Here is an 18543-nt window from a genome sequence, read left to right on the forward strand (position 1 = left end):
TCTCGTACCGGGTGATCCATTTGTGCACGCAGGTGCGGGATATACCCATCGCCGCAGCGATATGCGCCCTCGGCCATCCAGCGCGATAGCGCGCCACGATCAGCCTTTTGCCGTGAACAGTGGTGCGGGCATTACCGTGAGACACGAGAACCTCCGGGTCCGTGGGCGTGACCTTCGACAAGCCACACCCCACCCGGAGGTTCTCGCCATATCAACCCGACACGCTGTCACCAACGTCCTGACCGGGTACACCTAGATCCTTCAAGAAGGCTTCAACCGAAGAGGTGGTGACTTCCAGGAGCGAGCGCGCGAACCCGGACGGTCGAGCGCTACGACTTGGGGTGGGGCGCCGCGCCGTCGCTCGCAAGCGTGATGGTTGGTCCGCGACGCTCCCAATGCACCACAGGGAAGCGCGCCACGTGCCGGGGCACCCAAAAGGGGAAGGCTGCGCGGACGGAACTCCATCGGTGTGCCCAACCGAACCGGCCCGCCAGCCTTCCCCCCAAACCCCGAATTTGTGGCGCCGCAGCAACATCAAACCAGGGTGATCCCTTCACGGAAGGTCCCCATGCAGCCCGACACAGCCGAACCGCACGGCATGACATCACCCCTGCCGCACCAACCCGACGTGCACCTGATCGTGCGAATGCGCGGCCACACCCTGCACTACGCGGCATGCTTGGCTGCGGCCCTGGTGTTCCTGCAAGACGAGAGTGTCCGCCGTTGCACCGACGCCGTAGCCGTCGCCAGCGGCGCAACCGATCGGCTGCCCCGGATGCCATGCGAACGGCTATACGTCGAGAGATGACGGTTCCGGCCGAGCATCCGCGACTGCGACACTTACGCCTGTGTCCGCTGTTTGCCCGGTGACTTGCATGGGCGCAACACTGTAGTGCTCGATTCCGCGACCCCAGAGAGTCAGTACGAGGGAAAGGCCCAGCTTGTGGACGACGAACAGATCGGTTTCGATATGGAATTCGATGACAAAACCCAAGCATTCCTCGATTGGGTTGCGCCCGAACGCATGGAATCCGGGGTGCGCGCATTCCTCGCCGCCGCAATCCCGGATATCGCGGTTGATGCGGCCTGGTGGAAGCCGCCGCTTTCGACCCGGGTCATGGAAGCGGCGCAACAGCTGTTCGGCGAGGCCGGATTGACTGCTCCCGAAAACCGCGGACTCGCGGACGGGTTCGTCCGATTCCTGGGCGAATGTTATGTGCGGCGTGGCGGATTGCAATGGACGAATCGCCCCGAGTGGGGTCCGCCGCTGTACGCCGATTTCGGCCCGGCTGTGCAGGGGGACGGCACTCGAAGCATGGTGTCGATAGCGGAATATTTGTCCGATAGTGACGGTCCTCGATTGATCGAACACAACATCTCTGAGGCTGTGCGCGACGTCCGGAAATCTCGGACTACCAGATAACGCTCTGCCTCGCTCAATGTAAACGGGGTGGGCGCAGCCGTGCCCGACGAATACGATGCCGTCCGTAGAAGACTGGCCAATTACGAGAAAGGGCTGTATTTCGAACTCGGCAGGGCACACGAACTAGGGGAAACGCCAGAAAAAGGTTGGGTTCACCAGTTCAGGATGGAAACCAAACACGGTCCTCGCGTTCTGGATTCAGCACGAACACAAGGCCGAGGCGTTCAAGGTGTCGAACGGAAATCGGGCCGAGTCAACGAGGTCGATGCTCGCGCTCAGCTACGAAAGGACCGGGACGGACTCAATTCCGGCCGGATTACTCATGCGCGATGGGAACGGTGGCGGGTGAGAAGATTCCCGACAAAGTCCGCGAAGACCTGCGAGACATGGCACGTGATTTCGGTGACAAATTCCAGCACGTGATCATTTCCCGCGCTGACGCTCTGCGCGCTATGCAACTCGGCCGATCGCTGGCATCCAAGCAATTGGAACTGATCCGGCCGTACGAGCTGCAACGGGCCGATCGGGCGCGGGAACGGCTGGCGAAGATCCGCGAGATCGTGCGCGCAAGAGCGAGCCGAAAAATTTCGGAAGATGCAGCAGTTCCGGGAAGCCGCTGCCCGTGGCCGGGCGGATGCGCCGCAGCAAGTCGAACGCGACCGGCAAGCCCGCGCGGAGGCCGAGCGGGCCAGGCAAGCACGCCAGACACCGGAGCCCGAGCGGGCACGGATCGAACGGGAAGCCGCCGAACGGGTGGCGCAGGAGTTTCCGGTGCCGAGCCAGTATCAGGAACACGAAACCTCCGACACCGGAGAACATGCGGCGCGAGAGGCGGCCGACGCCGCCAGCGTGGAGCGCAAAGCGGCCGAGGCGCGCGCGGCGGCAGCCGAGAAGGAACGGGAGGCGGCGTTCAAGGCGCTGGACGAGGCTCGGAACGCGGCGTTCAAGGAGCTGGACGAGAAGGGCCGTCTGTCGGAGGTCGAACGACTTCTGTGGTTGGGACAGGCGCAGCACCCGCAAGCGGCGGTGCGGCAGCCGCCCGGTCACGCGCCGGGCGTGGCGCGTGGCGGCACCGGGCACGGGCAGGACCGCGCACGCGGAATAACTCGCGACCGATGATCATCCACAGCCGATCGGCTCGAGCGTGGTCGGCTCTGGTTAGGGGTGGGGTTCGGGTCGCACGCTGGGTTGTGCGGCAGCAGTGCCGCGCCCTCGCGTCCGCTCGTCCTACGGTGCAAGGGAGCATTCGCGGGTGAGTGGGTGCGGGATGTTTTCGAGATTCGTTGTAGCGCAGGGAGAGAAGTTGGCGCGTCCTACTGGGGAGAAGAAAAAGAGAAGGGAAGTAGGAAACCTCCAACAGAATTTGCCTAATTTCCCTCTACAGAATCAAGAACGGCGCGGCTACGCCGCGCCGCGCCAGGCACCCCGTCCTCGCTCCGCTGCGGGCGGGGCGCTGCTGGCGCGCAACCAGGGTGGGACATGAACCCCTCCCGGCCCCGTCGAGGCCGAGTCACCGTGAAGTACGTTCCCCTATGGTTTTGGCAATAGTCGCCGCAACAAGCGACGGGTCCTCGTGTTCCCAAAATCGAAGACTCCGCCAGCCGGCTGACTTGAGCATGGAGTCAGTACGCATATCGCGGTCCTGGTTACGCTCTATCTTCTTAAGCCAGTAATCTTGGTTCTGTCGCGGTAGTCGGTGATGGAGAGGACAACCATGCCAGTAACATCCGTCGATGAACACTGCCACCCTAGCCCTAGTAAAAACTAGATCCGCCGTGAAGCGTTGATCGAGGAGCGGCCGGGCTGCAACGCGATAACGTAATCCCATGGCGTGAACTGCGCGTCGAACCAACATCTCAGGCTTCGTGTCGCGCGACCGGTTCGACTGCATCGATGCGCGGACTGCCGCGCTGCTCGCCCAGCTCTCAACCACAACCCAACTGTAGCCTTTGGCGTGGTCGACCCCAAGTGGCGCGGGTCAATCCCACGTGCTCATCCGACGGGCACGCTGCCCTCAAAATGTTAGAAAAGGCTTGTCAGGATACCTTCAAGCGGAAGTGTCCATTATCAAAATTCCAGCTCTGCTGCCTCGCCGTCTGCGTCTTCGGGAGAGGATTCGTGCAGAACCGATCCCACCAGCCCCTCGATTGATATCGCTTCTGGGCGTGGAGTCGGACGGCCCTCCACGTACGCAAGTCGAACAGCTGAAAGGTAGGCAAGGCGAACTGCTTGAATGACTAGCACGCGGCGAAGTCCATCCGAGACCTCACCGCGTTCGTGGGCGACAGCAGCCAATCGCGCTATCGTTTCCGCACGTCGAGCAATGCGTACATCAGGATGTCCTCGCTCAGCGCGCGTTTCCTCGGTGATAAGGGAGAATCTGTAAGAATTAGGCAAATCTATGGAAGGGGAAATGGGTGGTATTTTCTCGTTGAGAATCGCCTTGAACTTACTAGCTTCGATAGCATTGAGGTAAGCGGTGTACTCGGCGGCATCAAGATATTCTTGCGCTTCTTTGAATGCGGCGGTCTTCTCTGGGTTTCGCTTATCTGCTCTAGTGGGTGCGTCGGCAAGTTCCCACAATGGCCACAATTCTATCTCCGCGACTTCGAAAGTGTCGAGGATCCTCATCGCCACGGCATCTGTGCGCTGGTTTGTGAGATGTCTACGAACACGGTAGCCGAGGGCTTCTTTGGTTTGGCCAACGTAGATGGGCTCTCCGTCGTAGTCGTAGAACGCATACACGCCCCAGGTGCTTTGCCCGTGTGATCGTCCCAAATGGTCGGTTGATGTAAGGGCTTTTTCAAGAAGGGATCTAAAGTCTTGGACTTGCTTTGCGGGAAGAGATTTTTTTATAGGCTTCGTACGTTTTGTGACGCTTGCCTTACTTCGACTAGACACTCAGCCCCTCCAGGGCAAGGTAAAGCTCGGGAGAAGTCATGCTTCCCTTGGCGAGCGGAATCAAGTAGTTCTTTGCAAGCCATGCAACCGCTGGAACGCACACTGCGTCGCCGAATCCAAAGAGCGCCTGATTGGTTCGAGCTGCGTCCAACTTATAGTTTTCGGCTCCCATTAGGCGTGCATATTCCCGCGGCGTCATCCACCGAACCTTCACGGACCCCCTGCCCATACGCACAACGGCTTGCTTGCTCGAGCCGCCGCGAGCTGTTCGCAGGCATCCCGAAATATCGTCAGATCTGATTTCCCATCGCGGGATTCCCTGTCGGGTGCGACGGTAGGCGGTACGATAACTCACGGTTTTGGCGTACTGCATCTGGCGAAGCCGCTCAGTTTGTGTATCCGAGAGCGACTCAATAAATGCGTCCACGCGCAAATCGTCCCACCAGTCGCACCCTTGCCGCTGCACAAGCTTGCTTAATCCCTCGGTCAACGGCGGCGGGGGGGCTTGTAGCGCCGCACGGTGGGTCTTAAGAGTCGGGTCGCCAAATGGGGCTTGCAGCCAATCCGGACGCAGCTCGCTATTTGGATCATGCACGTCCTCAGGTGCTTCGAGGCTGGCTACGAGAAACATCCGCGGGCGCGATTGGGCAACGAACCGGCGCGCATCGAGGGAGAGGACATCCACCGAGTAGCCGAGGCGGTTCAACTCGCGAATAGCCTCCGCGAGATCCTCGCCAGCGTGGGAAGTAGCGAACCCGACCACGTTTTCAACGGCAACTACACGGGGCTTTCGTTTCCCCATCTCACCAAGGATCCTTGTGAACTCCCAGAATGTGGATGAGTGGGTGCCGCGCAATCCTTTTCTGTTACCTGCGAGCGACAGGTCGATGCACGGGAAGGACGCCCACGCAATGTCGACAGCGGGCACGTCGCCGCCTCGTACCTTACCGATGTCTCCATGGACCAGGTGATCTACTTTGTCCTCGAAGTGCGACCTGTAGAGGTCTACCTTGTCGGCGTCGAAGTCGTTGGCCCACACCACGGTGGCACCAGCTTCCTCCAGACCAAGACGCGCAAGACCGATACCAGCAAAGAACTCCGCAACCGTTACCTGTTTGGTCTTGCTGCTGCTTCCATCCACAACATGAAGATGGGAACGCTTGTTCGAACTCCTGGCTGCCACGTCCCTCATCGTAGGGCACATAGGCATGCTCCTCTCAGAGGCGCAGCGTAGTGACGCCGTCTCCAACGCGTCGCCTCGATCTGTCGCCGCCGGGGGCGACTGTCAAGCCACTACTGCCGCTAGTGGCGCGCGTCAGAGGCTATGGGTTTGGCGGATGCACCGAGTTTGTCTTTGAGGCAGCGAGGGTTTCGGCTCAGCACGTCTCGTTGAGCGGCACGTGACCTCAACAGGTGACGCGAGGCCTGTGCCCGTCGTTGGCGTCTAACTAACGTCGGTGCTGCCGCGCCCCTCCGGGGCTTGCCACCCAATGCGACCGCTGCTGTACGGCCACACAGCGGCGGTCGCAAACTTCCCTGGTCGTTCTCCTGTGCTGCCTATACGCGCTGTGGGACGATCAGCAGGTTGCGCAACAGAGGTCGGGAGCTGGCGAAGGCGAGTAGCGGCCGGACGTTGGTTAGCACTTCCTCCCCTATGGGATGGCCCAGCCTTGGGCGGGCCTCGGCACAACGCGCCGCTACTGCTTCAGGCTCGCGTCAGGCTTTGCCGACGCGGGAGTCGGAACGTGAGGCTATGCCCACGTGGCCGATGGCAACCCAACTCAAACCATCAGGCGACTGGGCATCCGGCTGTTGGGTTGGTTCCTGGCCGCCGCAATCAGGGAGGCATGAGCATGGGCAAGGACGGCACACCCATGGATCACGAGGCCGCCGACCGCATCGCGGAAGCCGCGGAACGCGATCCGGACAGCCCGACCGCCACGAGCGGTTTCGCGGACCGTGCAGAGGCAGCCGCCGACCGCAACGACGAGGACGACGACTGCTAGTAGGCCCAGTTACCGGGGTCGGAACCTTCGACCCCGGCAACTCAAGATCGCCACCGATTTGCCACAGGATCTAACTGCTCGGCGTGTCGTACGTTCGACACGCCGCTGTCGTGTGTGCTCCGACCCCCAACTTAATCCCAACTAATTCCACGCCCGTCCCGGGCATCGAACGCATATTCGGTAGTCGACAGTCCCTGACAGTAGTTGTTTCTGCTGGTCACATCGGTGAGGCTGGCATCGTTGACAGTCACCGGTCGTCCGTGGTAGCCGTGTCGACCTGTAATGAAAAGGTCGGGGGTTCGATTCCCCCAGGCGGCTCAAACAAAAGACCAGGTCAACATACATCTCGATGCCCTGGAACGGGCATGGTGTCCTGACTCGATCTCGAGGTGACGTGTCTTCCGGCAGCCGTAGGATTCACCGCGGCCCCCGGACTCCACTTGCGGCGCCGCCTCCTCGTAGTACCGCGACACCCACGCAAGCGTCGAGAGTGCTCGATGAACTTCCAGCACTGCTGTTCCCGCTGGTCGAGCCCGGCCTGGCCCAGCGACTGTGATATGGGTCACTTCATGTCGGATTCGGGTGGTGGCGTGTGTCTGAAGGGCATGACTGATTTCAACACCATCATCAAAGTTGTCGTTCTCGGCGGCGGTTATGCCGGTGCGGTGGCGGCCAATCGGCTGCGGCTGCGTCGCGACGTCGAGATCACGCTGGTCAACCCGCGACCTGAGTTCGTCGAGCGGATGCGGCTACATCAGTTCGTGGCTGGTACCCACGAGGCCGGTATCGGCTACGACACGCTGCTCGGCCCGGGCGTGCGGCTGGTTGTCGACCGAGCCGTCCGTATCGATACCGCTGCCCGCACCGTGGAGTTGGGCTCGGGTCGCGAACTCGACTACGACTACCTCGTCTACGCGGTCGGTAGTACCGCGGCGATGCCGGCGTCGATTCCCGGTGCGGCCGAGTATGGATACCCCATCGCCGAACTGGAGCACGCGCAACGGCTGCGCGACGCTATCGGCGAAGTGCCCGCGGATGCGCCGATCGTCGTTGTCGGCGGTGGGCTCACCGGCATCGAGACGGCCGCCGAACTGGTCGAGCAGGGCCACACCGTCACATTGGTGAGCGGAGGTAGATTGGCTGCGAGCTTCTCTGACCCGGCTCGGCGCTCGGTCGCGAAGTGGCTGGCCGAGAACGGAGTCGAGGTGCTCGAGAACGCACGGGTAGCTGAAGTGCGGCGTGATGCCGTGGTGCTGTCCGATGGCAGTGCGCTGCCCAGTGCAGTCACGATCTGGACCGCGGGATTCGGTGTGCCCGATCTGGCTTCGCGTAGCGGCCTGCGCACCGACGCGCTAGGCCGGTTGCTCACCGACGAGACGTTGACCAGCATTGATGACGACCGTATCGTCGCCGCCGGTGACGCAGCCGCTCCGTCGGGTCGCCCGCTGCGGATGAGCTGCTATGCCGCGCAACCCTTGGGCGCCCAAGCCGCCGACAATGTGCTGTCCCGCATCGCGGGCGTCGAGCCCGCCGTGCTGGATGTGGCTTTTGTGGCCTGCACAGTGGGATTGGGTCGCCGCGCCGGCGCGATGCAGTTCAGCCGTCGCGACGACACTCCGGTGAATCTGTACATCAGTGGGCGTGTGGCGGGGTTGATCAAGGAAAAGGTGGGTCTGGCGGGTCCGGTGGGAACCATCCGTAAGGAGGCGCGCAAACCGGGCGCGATCCCCTCCTTCATGGGCCTGGGCAGGCGGAAGGATATTCGAGGAGCCGAGCCGGAGGCGGTGTCGCACTCATGACCGGGACCGACGAGCACACCGAGCGTTTCCTGCATTTGCGACCACTGCTGTTCACCATCGTGTACGAGATCCTCGGCTCCGCGACCGAGTCCGACGATGTGCTGCAGGACAGTTATCTGCGGTGGAGAAGCGTGGATCTGGCAACTGTCCGCGACACCAAGTCGTATCTGGCGCAACTGGTCACCCGGCAGGCCCTCAATGCGTTGCGGGTCAGTGCCAGTCGCCGCGAGGAGTACATCGGCCCGTGGTTGCCCGAGCCGCTGCTGCTCGCCGACGGTGACGCTTCCGCCGATGTCGTGCTCACCGAATCGGTGTCGATGGGAATGCTGGTGGTATTGGAAACGCTCACTCCCGCGGAGCGGGCAGTATTCGTACTGCGCGATGTCTTCGGCTTCGACTACGCCGAAATCGCCTCGGCCACGGGCCAATCCGTCGACGCCGTGCACCAGATGGCCCGTCGTGCCCGCAACCACGTCCAGGCGCGGCGCAAGCGGTTCGGTCCTGTCGACACCACCAGAACCGCCGCGGTCACCGAACGATTCATGACCGCCGCCACCACAGGTGACATGGAGGGCCTGCTGTCGATCCTCGCCCCCGATATCACCTGGACCACCGACAGCGGCGGCAAGGTGACCGCACTCCGAGAGTTGGTCATGGTCGGCGCCGAGCGAGTGGGCGCCGTACTGATGGCGGTCTTCCGGTACGCGCAGCGTCGCCCGGACGTCCGGATCGAGGCGGTGAACTGTAACGGCCAGCCCGCACTGGCCTGCTCTATCGGCGACAACCTGGAAGCAGTGCTGGTGTTCGAAATCGCCGACGGCAAGATCATCAACGGCTACGGCATCCGCAACCCCGACAAACTGGCAGCCCTCGACATCCCCCGTGTCATCAGCCGTACCGCCACGCCGCGACCCTGACCGCGCACAGCTTCCGACGTCGGGATCGCCCACCATGCCTGACTATTCGGCGCGGCGACTGGTGAAGTCGAAGGATCCGCCGTCGATACCCCAGGAGATGATCCGGTCGGGATGGATCCGAATGATCGAGCGTTCTTGGGGAGGGAACGGCGGTTCCTGATCCTCGAGCGCCTCGGCCGTGCCTCGTATTTCGATGCCGCGAATCACGTACGGCTCGAGTGAGACCTGCTGATCGACAACGAAAGACACTCGACTGCCCGCTTCGACGTTGCGGTACTTGCGGCTGGTGCGCATGCGCATACCGCCTATGTCGATCGTGCCGTCGGCATTCACCCGATAACTGGTCGGGTTGTTCTGTACGACGCCGTCGGGCGACACCGTGGCCAGCCGACCGATCCCGGCTTCCGCGAGAAACCGCTGTTCGTTACTGGTGAAGGTCATGTCAGTACTCCTCGGTGAATTCGATGTCCGGCGATCAGCCGGAGGTTGTCTGATATGGGAAACGCAAGCTGTCGCCTGCCGGGTGCTGTGAGATCAGAACAGGATCAGCGCTGCGCACAGGCCGGCAATGGCGATGAACTGCAGGCTGACCCGGTACTTCAGAATGCTGTCCCACTTGTCCTGCAGTGCACGGGCATCGGCCGGAATGATGCCGCTCTGCGCAGCGGCGGTCTGCTGGGAATTGATCGGCTTGGCGATGCGGACGTAGAACGCGAGCCAGGTGAGTAGTGCCGCCACCGTGATCCCCGCCGCCACGGCGGCGCCGATCTGCCCGGCCCACAGCGCGATCAGCAGTGTCAGCACCGCGGTGACCACATCGACCGCCCCGACGACCGGCATGCGCTTGTCGCCGTAGTAGTGACCCCATCCCGCGCTGACGGTCACGGTCGCGTCATCGAGCTTGCGGTACACGGACCGGGTGATCACGGCCACGGAGACATCGGTGCCATAGACGATGGCGTTGGAGAGAACGGCTGCGGCGGCGATGAGCTGGCCGGTGACTAGGAGCATTCTCGACTTCCCTCCAAAATTCTAGCGTCGTTAGGAACTGGAGCAACGGTAACATCCGGTCGCTATATTGTCTAGCCTTGCTAGTTTTCAGAACGCCGCCATGGGGTCCGCGCTCAGATCGGTCGGCCGGGCATGGGGTCCGGCCGAGCGGACGCTGTCGCCCGGCAAGCCGGACGTCGAACGTCGGTAGATCTTCGGTCTGCTGGATTCGCTGGTCCTGGGCTCATTACGGTCCCGTTCTCGTCGTCGCGTCCCGGGCAGCTGACCGCGTCGGGGTCGGCGATCGACGGCGCCTCGCGACCCCCTATCTCGACGCCGGTGGCCTGACCTACTGCCCGCTGATACCGCCGCGGCTCGGTCGCGGTACTACTGGCACGCCGCGGCCGGCCGCGAAAACGGAAAGTTGCGTCCAAATCTAGTGACACTAGATTGTCAAGCGATGCTAAAGTCGCCTTCATGGGGATCCAGACGCGACGAGAGCGGGAACGCGCCGAACGGCACCGCCTGATCATCGACACCGCTCGGGAGTTGGCCGAGTCGCAGGGCTGGGACGCGGTAACTGTGCGCAGGCTGGCGGAACGGATCGAATACAGCCAGCCCGTGCTGTATTCGCACTTCGCGGGCAAGGACGAGATCGTCACGGCGGTCGCCGAGGAGGGCATCGCGGAGATGGCCGCTTGGAGCCGCGCGGCATTGGAGTCCGCGGGTGGCGAGCCGCGCGCAGCGTTGGCGGCGGTGGCGCGGTCCTACCTCGACTTCGCTACCGCGCGGCCCGCGCTCTACGACGCGATGTTCCTGATGAAGGTGAACCTCACGTTCGGCGAGAATGCCTCGCAGCCGCTGCGGGACGCGTTCGCCGTCATGTTCGCCGCCTTCTCGCCGTTCGCGGGCGAGCACGATCCGGAGACATTCACGGAGGTCGGTTGGAGCGCCCTGCACGGCCTGGCGACCCTGGACCGCGGCGGACGTCTGCGGCCGGCTCAACGGGACGCTCGCCTGGCGGTGTTGGTCGACCAGTGGACCCGGTAGACCTCTGTCGTACCAGTCACTGTGCCACCGGCGGCGAGGCCCGTATACGGCGCACGGACCTGAGCGCAAGATTCAATGGAGCATGCGGAGGAGTAGGGCGGCGAGGTGGTTCCGGTCGGTAGCCGATAAGGCGTTGAGCAAGTCGTCCTGAACCGCCGAGAGTGCCGAGTCGAGTTCTTCGAGCCTCCGTTTTCCCGTCCGGGTCAAGGTGATCAGGTTGCGGCGTCGGTCGCGGGGATCCGAGGTGCGTGTGACATGACCCTGCTCGGTCAGTTCCGCGAGCATGGTGTGCATATCGCTCTGGTCGATTCCGCACCGTTGACCGATCCGTACCTGACTGTCCGGACCGAACTCGTCGAGCGCGGCGAGGATCGCGAAATGGTAGGCGCGCCCGCCGACCGTGGCCGTCGCCTCGCCGATGAGCCGGTGCGCGCGTGCCGCGGCCTTGCTGATCAGCCAGCTCGGTTTGCTGCGCAGGCGGGTAGGGGTTTCCTCCAGCTCCATGCGCGGAAGCTTAGCCAATTCCTTGGGTTGCCCCACGGAATCGAGTATTCTTGGGCAGACCAAGCTTGGTGGACCCAAGGAACATGGAAGGTGAAGCGATGTCACTCACTTCGGAGCATGCGCGGGCTGTGAGTGCCCGAGTGCGCGAGCATGCCGCGGGACTCGGAGCGCGGGTCTCGGTTGCGATCGTCGATGGCGGTGGGCACCTGCTGGTTCTCGATCGCATGGACGGCGCGCCACCGTTGTCGGCTCGTGTGGCGCCGGCGAAAGCGTCCAGTGTGGCGCTGTTTCACCGCGACGGCAGCGAGTTGGCGCGACTGCAACAGGCGTGGCCCGCACTGTTCTCGCAGATGGATCAGGTGGCGGGGATACCTGTCATCGCGGGCGCGGGTGCACGGTTGATACGTCGCGGCGATGCCGTGGTCGGTGCGATCGCAGTCAGCGGCGGCTTGCCCGAGCACGACGACGAGTGCGCCGAGGTCGGGATAGCCTGGCTCTCGGCCGCACGGGCCGTTCGCTGACCGACCACGGCCGCGGGAGGCAGCGATCAGACGGGAAAGGTGACTCCCGTCAATTCCTCCGAAACCTTCCACAAGCGTTGCTGGATCGCCGTGTCATGCGATTGCGAACTGGATTCGACGATCTTCGGATAGCCGCGGGTCTCCAGGAATCCGCCCGGTCCGTAGTACTGACCGCCGAGCACGCCGGGATCGGTGGCTGCGCGGAGTATCGGCAAGGCGCCCATCGCCGGCGTCTGTGTGACGATGGGCGCGACAACAGGCACGAGCGCACGCAGCGCGGCGGGCATGTTGCGCATCAAGTCGGTGTTCGCGGCGCCGGGGTGGGCCGCGACCGCGATCGTGGTACCGGTACCGGACAGGCGGCGTTGCAGTTCGTAGGTGAACATCAGGTTCGCCAGCTTGGACCGGCCGTAGGCCGCCACCCGGTTGTAGGAGCGTTCCGCTTGGAGATCATCGAAGTCGATTCGCGCCCGGATCCGATGGCCGACACTGCTGACCGTGACCACCCGTGAGCCCGGCATCGGCAGCATGTGGTCGAGCAGCAGGCCGGTGAGCGCGAAATGTCCCAAATGATTCGTGCCGAATTGCAGCTCGAATCCATCGCTGGTGGTCTGCCTCGGCGGGTACATCACCCCGGCGTTGTTGATCAGGAGGTCGATCGCGGCATGGGCGGATTTCAGCTGTTCGGCAGCGGTCCGCACGGATGCCAGCGAGGTCAGATCGAGCTGTTGGACGGTGGTGTCCGCGCCGGGAACCGCGTCGGCGATACGGTCCGCGGCATGTTTGCCCTTGTCCACATCCCGCACCGCCAACACCACCGCCGCGCCGTGCGCGGCGAGCGCCCGGGCTGCCTCGAACCCGAGTCCGCTGTTGGCGCCGGTGACGACCGCGAGCCGTCCCTTCTGGTCCGGTATGTCTTGCTCGGTCCACCTGTTCGCCATTTTTCCTCCCGAAGATGGTCGGTCCGTTGGTTCCTCCGACGAGCCCGGCGGGGGTGGGACCCACACTCACACCGTCGCGCGCCCGGTGCGGTTGCGCAAGGGCGGCGTCCCCACGTTTCGGGCTGACGTCATGGACGCCCCGGTCACATGAATATCTTCACGCGTCGGTCAGGCAGGAGACCGAGGCCGATGTCGGTCGTGATCGACGCCGTTGACCGGCCGAGATCGGCGCACGGCGTCAAAGGCTCGGGCGGCGGGCGCCGCGGCGCCGCGGGCGCAGCTGGTAGAGGCGGTACCAGGCCAACGCGAGGAAGATGGCGCCCAGCCCGGCGACGACTCCCATGTCCAGTAGCCACGTGCCGAGGGTGTGTTTCCACAGTGGGTCGGGCGCGCCTTCGTGCGGGGAGAGCGTGTCCAGGTCGACGGTGGCGGCTCCCGCGCCGAAGCCCCACCGTGACGGCGACAGGTAGGACAGTTGCTCCAGAACGGGTGTGCCGGGTAGCCGCACAAGACCGCCGGTGAGCACCAGCTGCGCCATCGACAGCACGATCAGCAGGGGCAGCGTCTTCTCCGACGTGTTCACCATCACCGACACCAGCAAGCCCAGCGCCAGCGATGCGATGCCGAGCATCGCCATCGCCAGGATCAGCTCCAGCTCGGCCGAGGTGAACAGACCTTTCGCCGGCATGCTCACACCGATGGTGCCGATCACGAACAACACCGCCGCCTGCAAGGTGGTGATCACACCCAGGACCAGGAATTTCGACATCAGATAGACCCCGCTCGACAGGCCGGCCGCGCGTTCTCTGCGGTAGATCGTCTGTTCCTTGACGATCTCGCGAATCGCGTTGCCGGTGCCGACGAAGCAGGCGCCGAATGCCAGGATCATGAGCTTGGTCGGGGCATCGACATTGCTGCCCGGCGCTCCGGCGAAACCCTCGCCCGAGGGCACCGCGGCGATCAAACCACCGAGAATCAGCGGCATCACGCCGAGCAGCGCCAGATAACTTCGGTCCGAGGCGATTACCGCCAGATAGCGCCTGCACAGGGTGCTGAGCTGACTGAGTTTGGACTGCGGCGCGGGCGGCGGCGCCGGTGGCCGCACTTCCGCCGGACCGACATCGTCGGTCAGCCCGACCGCCACGTAATCCTGGAAGCGGGACGAAGTCTGGAATTCTCCGGCCCAGTCGCGGTCCTCGTCGCGGTCGAATGCCTGGAACACCTCGGCCCAGCTGCGCTGCCCGAAATGCTGCAATCCCTCCGCGGGGGGCCCGTAGTAGGCGAGCCTGCCGCCGGGCACCAGAACCAGCAAGCGGTCGCAGGCATCGAGATTCGCGACGCTGTGCGTGACGACGATGACGGTGCGTCCGTCGTGCGCCAGCTCGGCCAGCATTTCCATGACCGTCTTGTCCAGGCCGGGATCGAGGCCGGAGGTCGGTTCGTCGAGGAACAACAAGGACGGTTTGGTCAGCAACTCCAGCGCGACGCTGACGCGTTTGCGCTGCCCGCCCGAGAGCCTGTCGATGCGGGTGTCGGCGTGCCGTGCCAGACCGAGTTCGTCGAGGACCTCGTCGACCCGCTGCTCCCGCTCCTCGCTCTGGGTGTCACCGGGGAAGCGCAGTTCGGCCGCGTACAGCAGGGCGCGCCGCGTCGCGAGCTGGCTGTGCAGGATGTCCTCCTGCGGAACCAGCCCGATCCGGTGCCGGAGCTCGTCGTAGTCGGTGTACAAGTCGCGTCCGTCGTAGCGGACCGTCCCCTCCGTCGCGGGCCGCAATCCGGTGACCGCGCCGAGCAGCGTGGACTTGCCCGCCCCACTGGGGCCGATGACGCCCACGAGCGAGCGCTCCGGGATCGGGAAACTCACCTCATCGAGCAGCACCTTGCCTTCCGCGGTCCGCACCACCAGGTTCTGCACCGAGACCGACACGTCGCCGGTGTCGACGAATTCGCGCAACTCGTCGCCGACCAGCCGGAAGGTGGTGTGTCCCATGCCGATCAGATCGGACTCGGACAGTTCCACGGACTGGACCCGGGAGCCGTTGACGTAGGTTCCGTTGTGGCTGTCCAGGTCGACGATCCGGTACCGGCCCGGGCCGATCACCTGCAGTTCGGCGTGCCGGCGGGAGACCATGAGATCGGGCACGACGATGTCGTTGTCGGCGGCGCGCCCGATCCGCAGCCCGCCCGTGGTGATCCGGACGACCGAGCTGGGCGGCGCTGCCGCCGAGGACGCTCGCGAAACCCGCCGGGGCAGGGCGGAATGGAACTTGGTGACCGTCGCTTCGTCGTCGAGGGCGTAGCCGGGATCGCGGACGACCATCGTGTCGCCACCGGGATCGCCGTCGGTCGTGGGGCCTGCCGGTGACTCCAGTGTGCAGCTCAGCTGCTCACCGTCCATGGCGTGACCCAGCTGGAATGTCTCGTCGTGGTCGATCACCATCCGGTCGACCCGGTGACCGTCGAAGAAGGTCCCGTTGAGACTGTGCGCGTCCTCGATCTCCCATCCCTCCGATCCCCGCTCGAGGACGGCGTGCAGCGAAGAAACGCGAGGATCGGTGACGACGATATCGGCGGCCGGATCGCGGCCGATATTGTATGAACCTCCGGCGCGAAGCCGATAGACGCGTTCTCGCGTCTGCACCACGAGGACCGGCGCTTCGGGGAATTTCGTGGAGGATCCTTCACCCGCCATTACGCGAGTATACGACTTCGCCACACTGTCGCCGCAATAGTCGGGCACCGGCCATATCGTCGCGAATGCGCCCGTCGCGGGCCCCGCGATCGGCGTTAAAAGCTATCCCTACCTGCGCGAATCCTGTCCTGAAACGGAAACCGGACGACACCTTGCTTGGTGGCGGATGTCGGATAGGGAGTCACCCTGTTCGACTGGACGAGGTATTCCGATGCAATTCTCAACGAATTCGGAAGCCCGGCTCGACGAGGTGGGAGCCGAGGATCGAATTGGATTACTTATCGGCATCAGACGGAGGAAGCTGATATCGAATCGTGTCCATGGGTTGCCGGCGATTGCGTCTATCGCGCCGCCGCCCACGATCCCGGCTCGGGCTGCCGTTCACTACGGCCACCGCGGCGCGGGTAGCCGCTGCCGGGCAGAATGCCTGTGACGGGCGTTCCCGCGAATTTTCTGCGAAGGTGTCTGTGTGGAGGTACTGAGCAGGAACCACGTGACCGTGCGCGGCAAGACCGGCGCGCCGGTGGTCGTCCTCGCCCACGGCTTCGGATGCGACCAGCACATGTGGCGGCTGGTCGTACCGGTGTTGGAGCAGGATTTCACCGTCGTCCTGTTCGACCACGTGGGCGCGGGTCGCTCGGACCTGTCGGCGTGGAATCCGCGGCGTTACTCCAGCATGGACGGCTATGTCGAGGACATTCTGGCGCTCGTCCGCGAATTGGGGCTCGGCCCGGTGATCTTCGTCGGGCACTCGGTGAGCGCGACGATGGGAGTGCTCGCCGCCGCTCGCGAGCCCGCGGCATTCGCCGGGCTGGTGCTGGTGGCTCCCTCGCCCTGCTTCATCGACGATCCGGTCACCGGATATCGCGGCGGCTTCAGTGCCGCCGACATCGAGGAGCTGCTGGAGGCGCTGGATGCGAACTACCTGGGATGGTCGGGTGCGATGGCACCGGTCATCATGGGCAACCCGGATCGGCCGGAATTGGCCGAGGAACTCACCAACAGTTTCTGCCGCACCGACCCGGAGATAGCGCGAGTTTTCGCCCGCGTCACGTTCCTCTCCGACAACCGGGCCGATCTCGACGCGGTGAGCGTGCCAACGCTGATTCTGCAATGCTCCGACGACGCCATCGCCCCGCGCGAGGTGGGAGCGTTCGTCCATGAACGAATCCGGGGTAGCAGCCTGGTCATGCTGACCGCGACCGGCCACTGCCCGCAGCTCAGCGCTCCGGCGGAGACCGCCGCCGCTATCGCCGCCTTCGCTACAGAAACCGGATGACGAGCACGGCGGGCGACCGAGACGGCGGTAGTACGCTCGGCGCGGGTACCGATGACGACGCGGCGTTCGCCGCGTTGCTCGAAGACAGCGTCGAGGACCTGTACGAGAACGCGCCGTGCGGATACCTCTCCACTTCGCTGGACGGTCGCATCGCCAAAGTGAACGCCACGCTGCTGCGCTGGCTGGGCAGGCGGCGCGACGAACTGGTCGGCCGCGCACACTTCTCGGACCTGCTCACCGTGGGCGGTCGCCTCTATCACGAAACCCATTTCGCGCCCTTGCTGCGCATGCAGGGCGAAGTCCGCGGCATCGCGCTGGAGATGAAAGCCGCCGACGGCCGCCGACTACCCGTCCTGGTCACATCGCAGGTCAAGGCCGGCAGCCAGGGACAGCCGCTGCTGATTCGCACCACCGTCTTCGATGCCCGCGAGCGCCGCGACTACGAGAGCGAGCTGCTGCGGGCCCGGCGCGAAGCCGAGCAGGAGCGCGAACGCCTCCAGCGTCTGAACGCCACTCTGCAGACCACACTGCTGCCACCCGAACTTCCCCAGGTGCCCGGACTCGAGGTCGCCGCGTACTACCACATCGCCTCCGCCGACGAGGTCGGCGGCGACTTCTACGATCTGTTCCCCATCACCGGCGACACGTGGGGAATGTTCCTGGGTGATGTCTGCGGAAAAGGCGCTCCCGCAGCATCACTCACCTCACTGGCCCGCTACACACTGCGGACGGCCACCGCCTACACCCACGACCCGGCCGCTGTGCTCGACGGGCTGAACACCACCCTGACCGAGCGGTACCACGGCCACAACCCCCGGTTCTGCACGATCATCTTCGGAATGATCAGACCCACTCCCGGGCACGGGGGTTGCGACGTCACCCTGGCCGGCGGTGGGCACCCGCCGGCGCTGCTCTTGCGGGCCGACGGCAGCCTCGAGGAGATGCACACCCGCGGCGGACAGCTCATCGGGGCGATTCCCCACGCCCGGATCGTGACCAGGAGCTTCCGGCTGGAGGTGGGGGACACGCTGCTCCTCTACACCGACGGACTCACCGAAGCGCGCACGAGCCCGAATGGTGGTCGCTATGGCGACCGCGCCCTCCTCGAATTCGCGGGCGCGCTGGCGCCCGTCACGGCTTCCGGCGGCATCGAAGCCCTGCGAGAACTGCTCGCATCCTTCGGGTCCGGAGTGGAGGACGACACCGCTCTGCTCGCCGTGCACGCGCTACCCCCCTTGCCGGGCACGGCCCGCTGAGTCGCGGACGGCGCAGCGGAGGCGGGCGGGCCCGACCGCCGATGGGTCCGACCTGGGTGGATACCGGCAAACCGGCTGCGCGGTAACGACATAGGCGCCGCGGCCAGCATAAGCAGGCGCTGTGACGGGGTTCAATGTACCGCTGAATGGTGGCACAATTCACAACGACGCAGTATTCCATGTAACCGGGCGTTACCAGGTCCGCTCAGGGCGGTGAGGAGCGAAGCCAGTGCAGAGGTCGAGACGCGGTCCCGGGTTTTCTCC

At 64.4% G+C, this 18543-nt stretch carries 18 protein-coding genes; 9 read left to right on the forward strand and 9 right to left on the reverse strand.

The features are described 5' to 3' along the window. Positions 1–145: helix-turn-helix domain-containing protein (locus tag GVY64_RS15155; protein WP_201298023.1), on the reverse strand; the 145-nt coding region annotated here is incomplete at its 3' end. A gap of 798 nt (positions 146–943) precedes the next feature. Between GVY64_RS15155 and GVY64_RS15160 the strand changes: the two genes are divergently transcribed. Together GVY64_RS15160 and GVY64_RS15165 are read left to right on the forward strand one after the other, a co-directional pair. Further along, positions 944–1423 (forward strand): hypothetical protein, encoded by a 480-nt coding sequence (locus GVY64_RS15160; RefSeq protein WP_159841827.1) that lies wholly within the window; start codon positions 944–946, stop codon positions 1421–1423. Between the two features lie 594 nt (positions 1424–2017). Continuing rightward, a complete protein-coding gene (locus tag GVY64_RS15165) occupies positions 2018–2542 on the forward strand; it encodes a hypothetical protein (protein WP_159841829.1) in 525 nt (174 codons plus the stop codon). Positions 2543–2933: 391 nt separating this feature from the next. Here the strand turns inward: GVY64_RS15165 and GVY64_RS15170 are convergent, their stop codons facing one another. From GVY64_RS15170 to GVY64_RS15180, 3 genes are all read right to left on the reverse strand, one after another. Further along, complete coding sequence (locus tag GVY64_RS15170; protein ID WP_159841831.1) at positions 2934–3356, reverse strand: very short patch repair endonuclease; 423 nt, start codon at positions 3354–3356, stop codon at positions 2934–2936. 134 nt (positions 3357–3490) lie between these two features. After that, positions 3491–4168, reverse strand: a complete 678-nt coding sequence (locus GVY64_RS15175; protein ID WP_236566851.1) for a GIY-YIG nuclease family protein — start codon at positions 4166–4168, stop codon at positions 3491–3493. Positions 4169–4316: 148 nt separating this feature from the next. After that, positions 4317–5507, reverse strand: coding sequence for a DNA cytosine methyltransferase (locus GVY64_RS15180; protein ID WP_236566852.1), 1191 nt, complete (start codon positions 5505–5507; stop codon positions 4317–4319). 664 nt (positions 5508–6171) lie between these two features. On the opposite strand from GVY64_RS15180, the gene GVY64_RS15185 reads away from it, so the two are divergent. The 3 genes from GVY64_RS15185 to sigJ all read left to right on the forward strand — a co-directional run bounded on the left by GVY64_RS15185 (position 6172) and on the right by sigJ (position 9046). Next, positions 6172–6330 carry a hypothetical protein gene (locus tag GVY64_RS15185; protein ID WP_159841835.1) on the forward strand — a complete coding sequence of 53 codons (159 nt, stop codon included), beginning with the start codon at positions 6172–6174 and terminating at the stop codon, positions 6328–6330. 605 nt (positions 6331–6935) lie between these two features. After that, the gene (locus tag GVY64_RS15190) at positions 6936–8129 is read left to right on the forward strand and encodes an NAD(P)/FAD-dependent oxidoreductase (RefSeq protein ID WP_159841837.1); all 1194 of its coding nucleotides are present in this window, start codon (positions 6936–6938) and stop codon (positions 8127–8129) included. Next, positions 8126–9046: an RNA polymerase sigma factor SigJ gene (sigJ, locus tag GVY64_RS15195; protein WP_159841839.1), complete on the forward strand. Its 921-nt coding sequence runs from the start codon at positions 8126–8128 to the stop codon at positions 9044–9046. The genes GVY64_RS15190 and sigJ overlap by 4 nt, the downstream gene beginning before the upstream one ends. Positions 9047–9088: 42 nt before the next feature. On the opposite strand, the gene GVY64_RS15200 is transcribed toward sigJ, so the two are convergent. Both GVY64_RS15200 and GVY64_RS15205 read right to left on the reverse strand, forming a co-directional pair. Beyond that, on the reverse strand, positions 9089–9487 hold the full coding sequence (locus tag GVY64_RS15200) for a PPOX class F420-dependent oxidoreductase (protein WP_159841841.1): 399 nt from the start codon (positions 9485–9487) through the stop codon (positions 9089–9091). Between the two features lie 93 nt (positions 9488–9580). After that, positions 9581–10057 carry a DUF1772 domain-containing protein gene (locus GVY64_RS15205; protein ID WP_159841843.1) on the reverse strand — a complete coding sequence of 159 codons (477 nt, stop codon included), beginning with the start codon at positions 10055–10057 and terminating at the stop codon, positions 9581–9583. Positions 10058–10513: 456 nt separating this feature from the next. On the opposite strand from GVY64_RS15205, the gene GVY64_RS15210 reads away from it, so the two are divergent. Then, complete coding sequence (locus GVY64_RS15210) at positions 10514–11086, forward strand: TetR/AcrR family transcriptional regulator (protein WP_159841845.1); 573 nt, start codon at positions 10514–10516, stop codon at positions 11084–11086. A gap of 72 nt (positions 11087–11158) precedes the next feature. Here GVY64_RS15210 and GVY64_RS15215 read toward each other — a convergent pair whose 3' ends face one another. After that, complete coding sequence (locus GVY64_RS15215) at positions 11159–11590, reverse strand: MarR family winged helix-turn-helix transcriptional regulator (protein ID WP_159841847.1); 432 nt, start codon at positions 11588–11590, stop codon at positions 11159–11161. Between the two features lie 98 nt (positions 11591–11688). Here GVY64_RS15215 and GVY64_RS15220 point away from each other — a divergent pair, with 98 nt between their 5' ends. Continuing rightward, positions 11689–12111 carry a GlcG/HbpS family heme-binding protein gene (locus GVY64_RS15220; RefSeq protein ID WP_159841849.1) on the forward strand — a complete coding sequence of 141 codons (423 nt, stop codon included), beginning with the start codon at positions 11689–11691 and terminating at the stop codon, positions 12109–12111. Positions 12112–12137: 26 nt separating this feature from the next. Here the strand turns inward: GVY64_RS15220 and GVY64_RS15225 are convergent, their stop codons facing one another. Then, a complete protein-coding gene (locus GVY64_RS15225; protein WP_159841851.1) occupies positions 12138–13052 on the reverse strand; it encodes an SDR family NAD(P)-dependent oxidoreductase in 915 nt (304 codons plus the stop codon). 238 nt (positions 13053–13290) lie between these two features. Further along, entirely contained in the window at positions 13291–15744 is a 2454-nt protein-coding gene (locus tag GVY64_RS15230; RefSeq protein WP_159841853.1) for an FHA domain-containing protein, read from the reverse strand. A gap of 469 nt (positions 15745–16213) precedes the next feature. On the opposite strand from GVY64_RS15230, the gene GVY64_RS15235 reads away from it, so the two are divergent. Together GVY64_RS15235 and GVY64_RS15240 are read left to right on the forward strand one after the other, a co-directional pair. After that, the gene (locus GVY64_RS15235) at positions 16214–17023 is read left to right on the forward strand and encodes an alpha/beta fold hydrolase (RefSeq protein ID WP_159841855.1); all 810 of its coding nucleotides are present in this window, start codon (positions 16214–16216) and stop codon (positions 17021–17023) included. Continuing rightward, on the forward strand, positions 17020–18279 hold the full coding sequence (locus tag GVY64_RS15240; protein ID WP_159841856.1) for a PP2C family protein-serine/threonine phosphatase: 1260 nt from the start codon (positions 17020–17022) through the stop codon (positions 18277–18279). The genes GVY64_RS15235 and GVY64_RS15240 overlap by 4 nt, the downstream gene beginning before the upstream one ends. The last annotated feature ends 264 nt before the right edge of the window (positions 18280–18543 follow it).

The sequence above is a fragment of the Nocardia sp. CY41 genome (assembly GCF_009829325.1).
In the GTDB taxonomy this organism is placed as follows: Bacteria; Actinomycetota; Actinomycetes; order Mycobacteriales; family Mycobacteriaceae; genus Nocardia.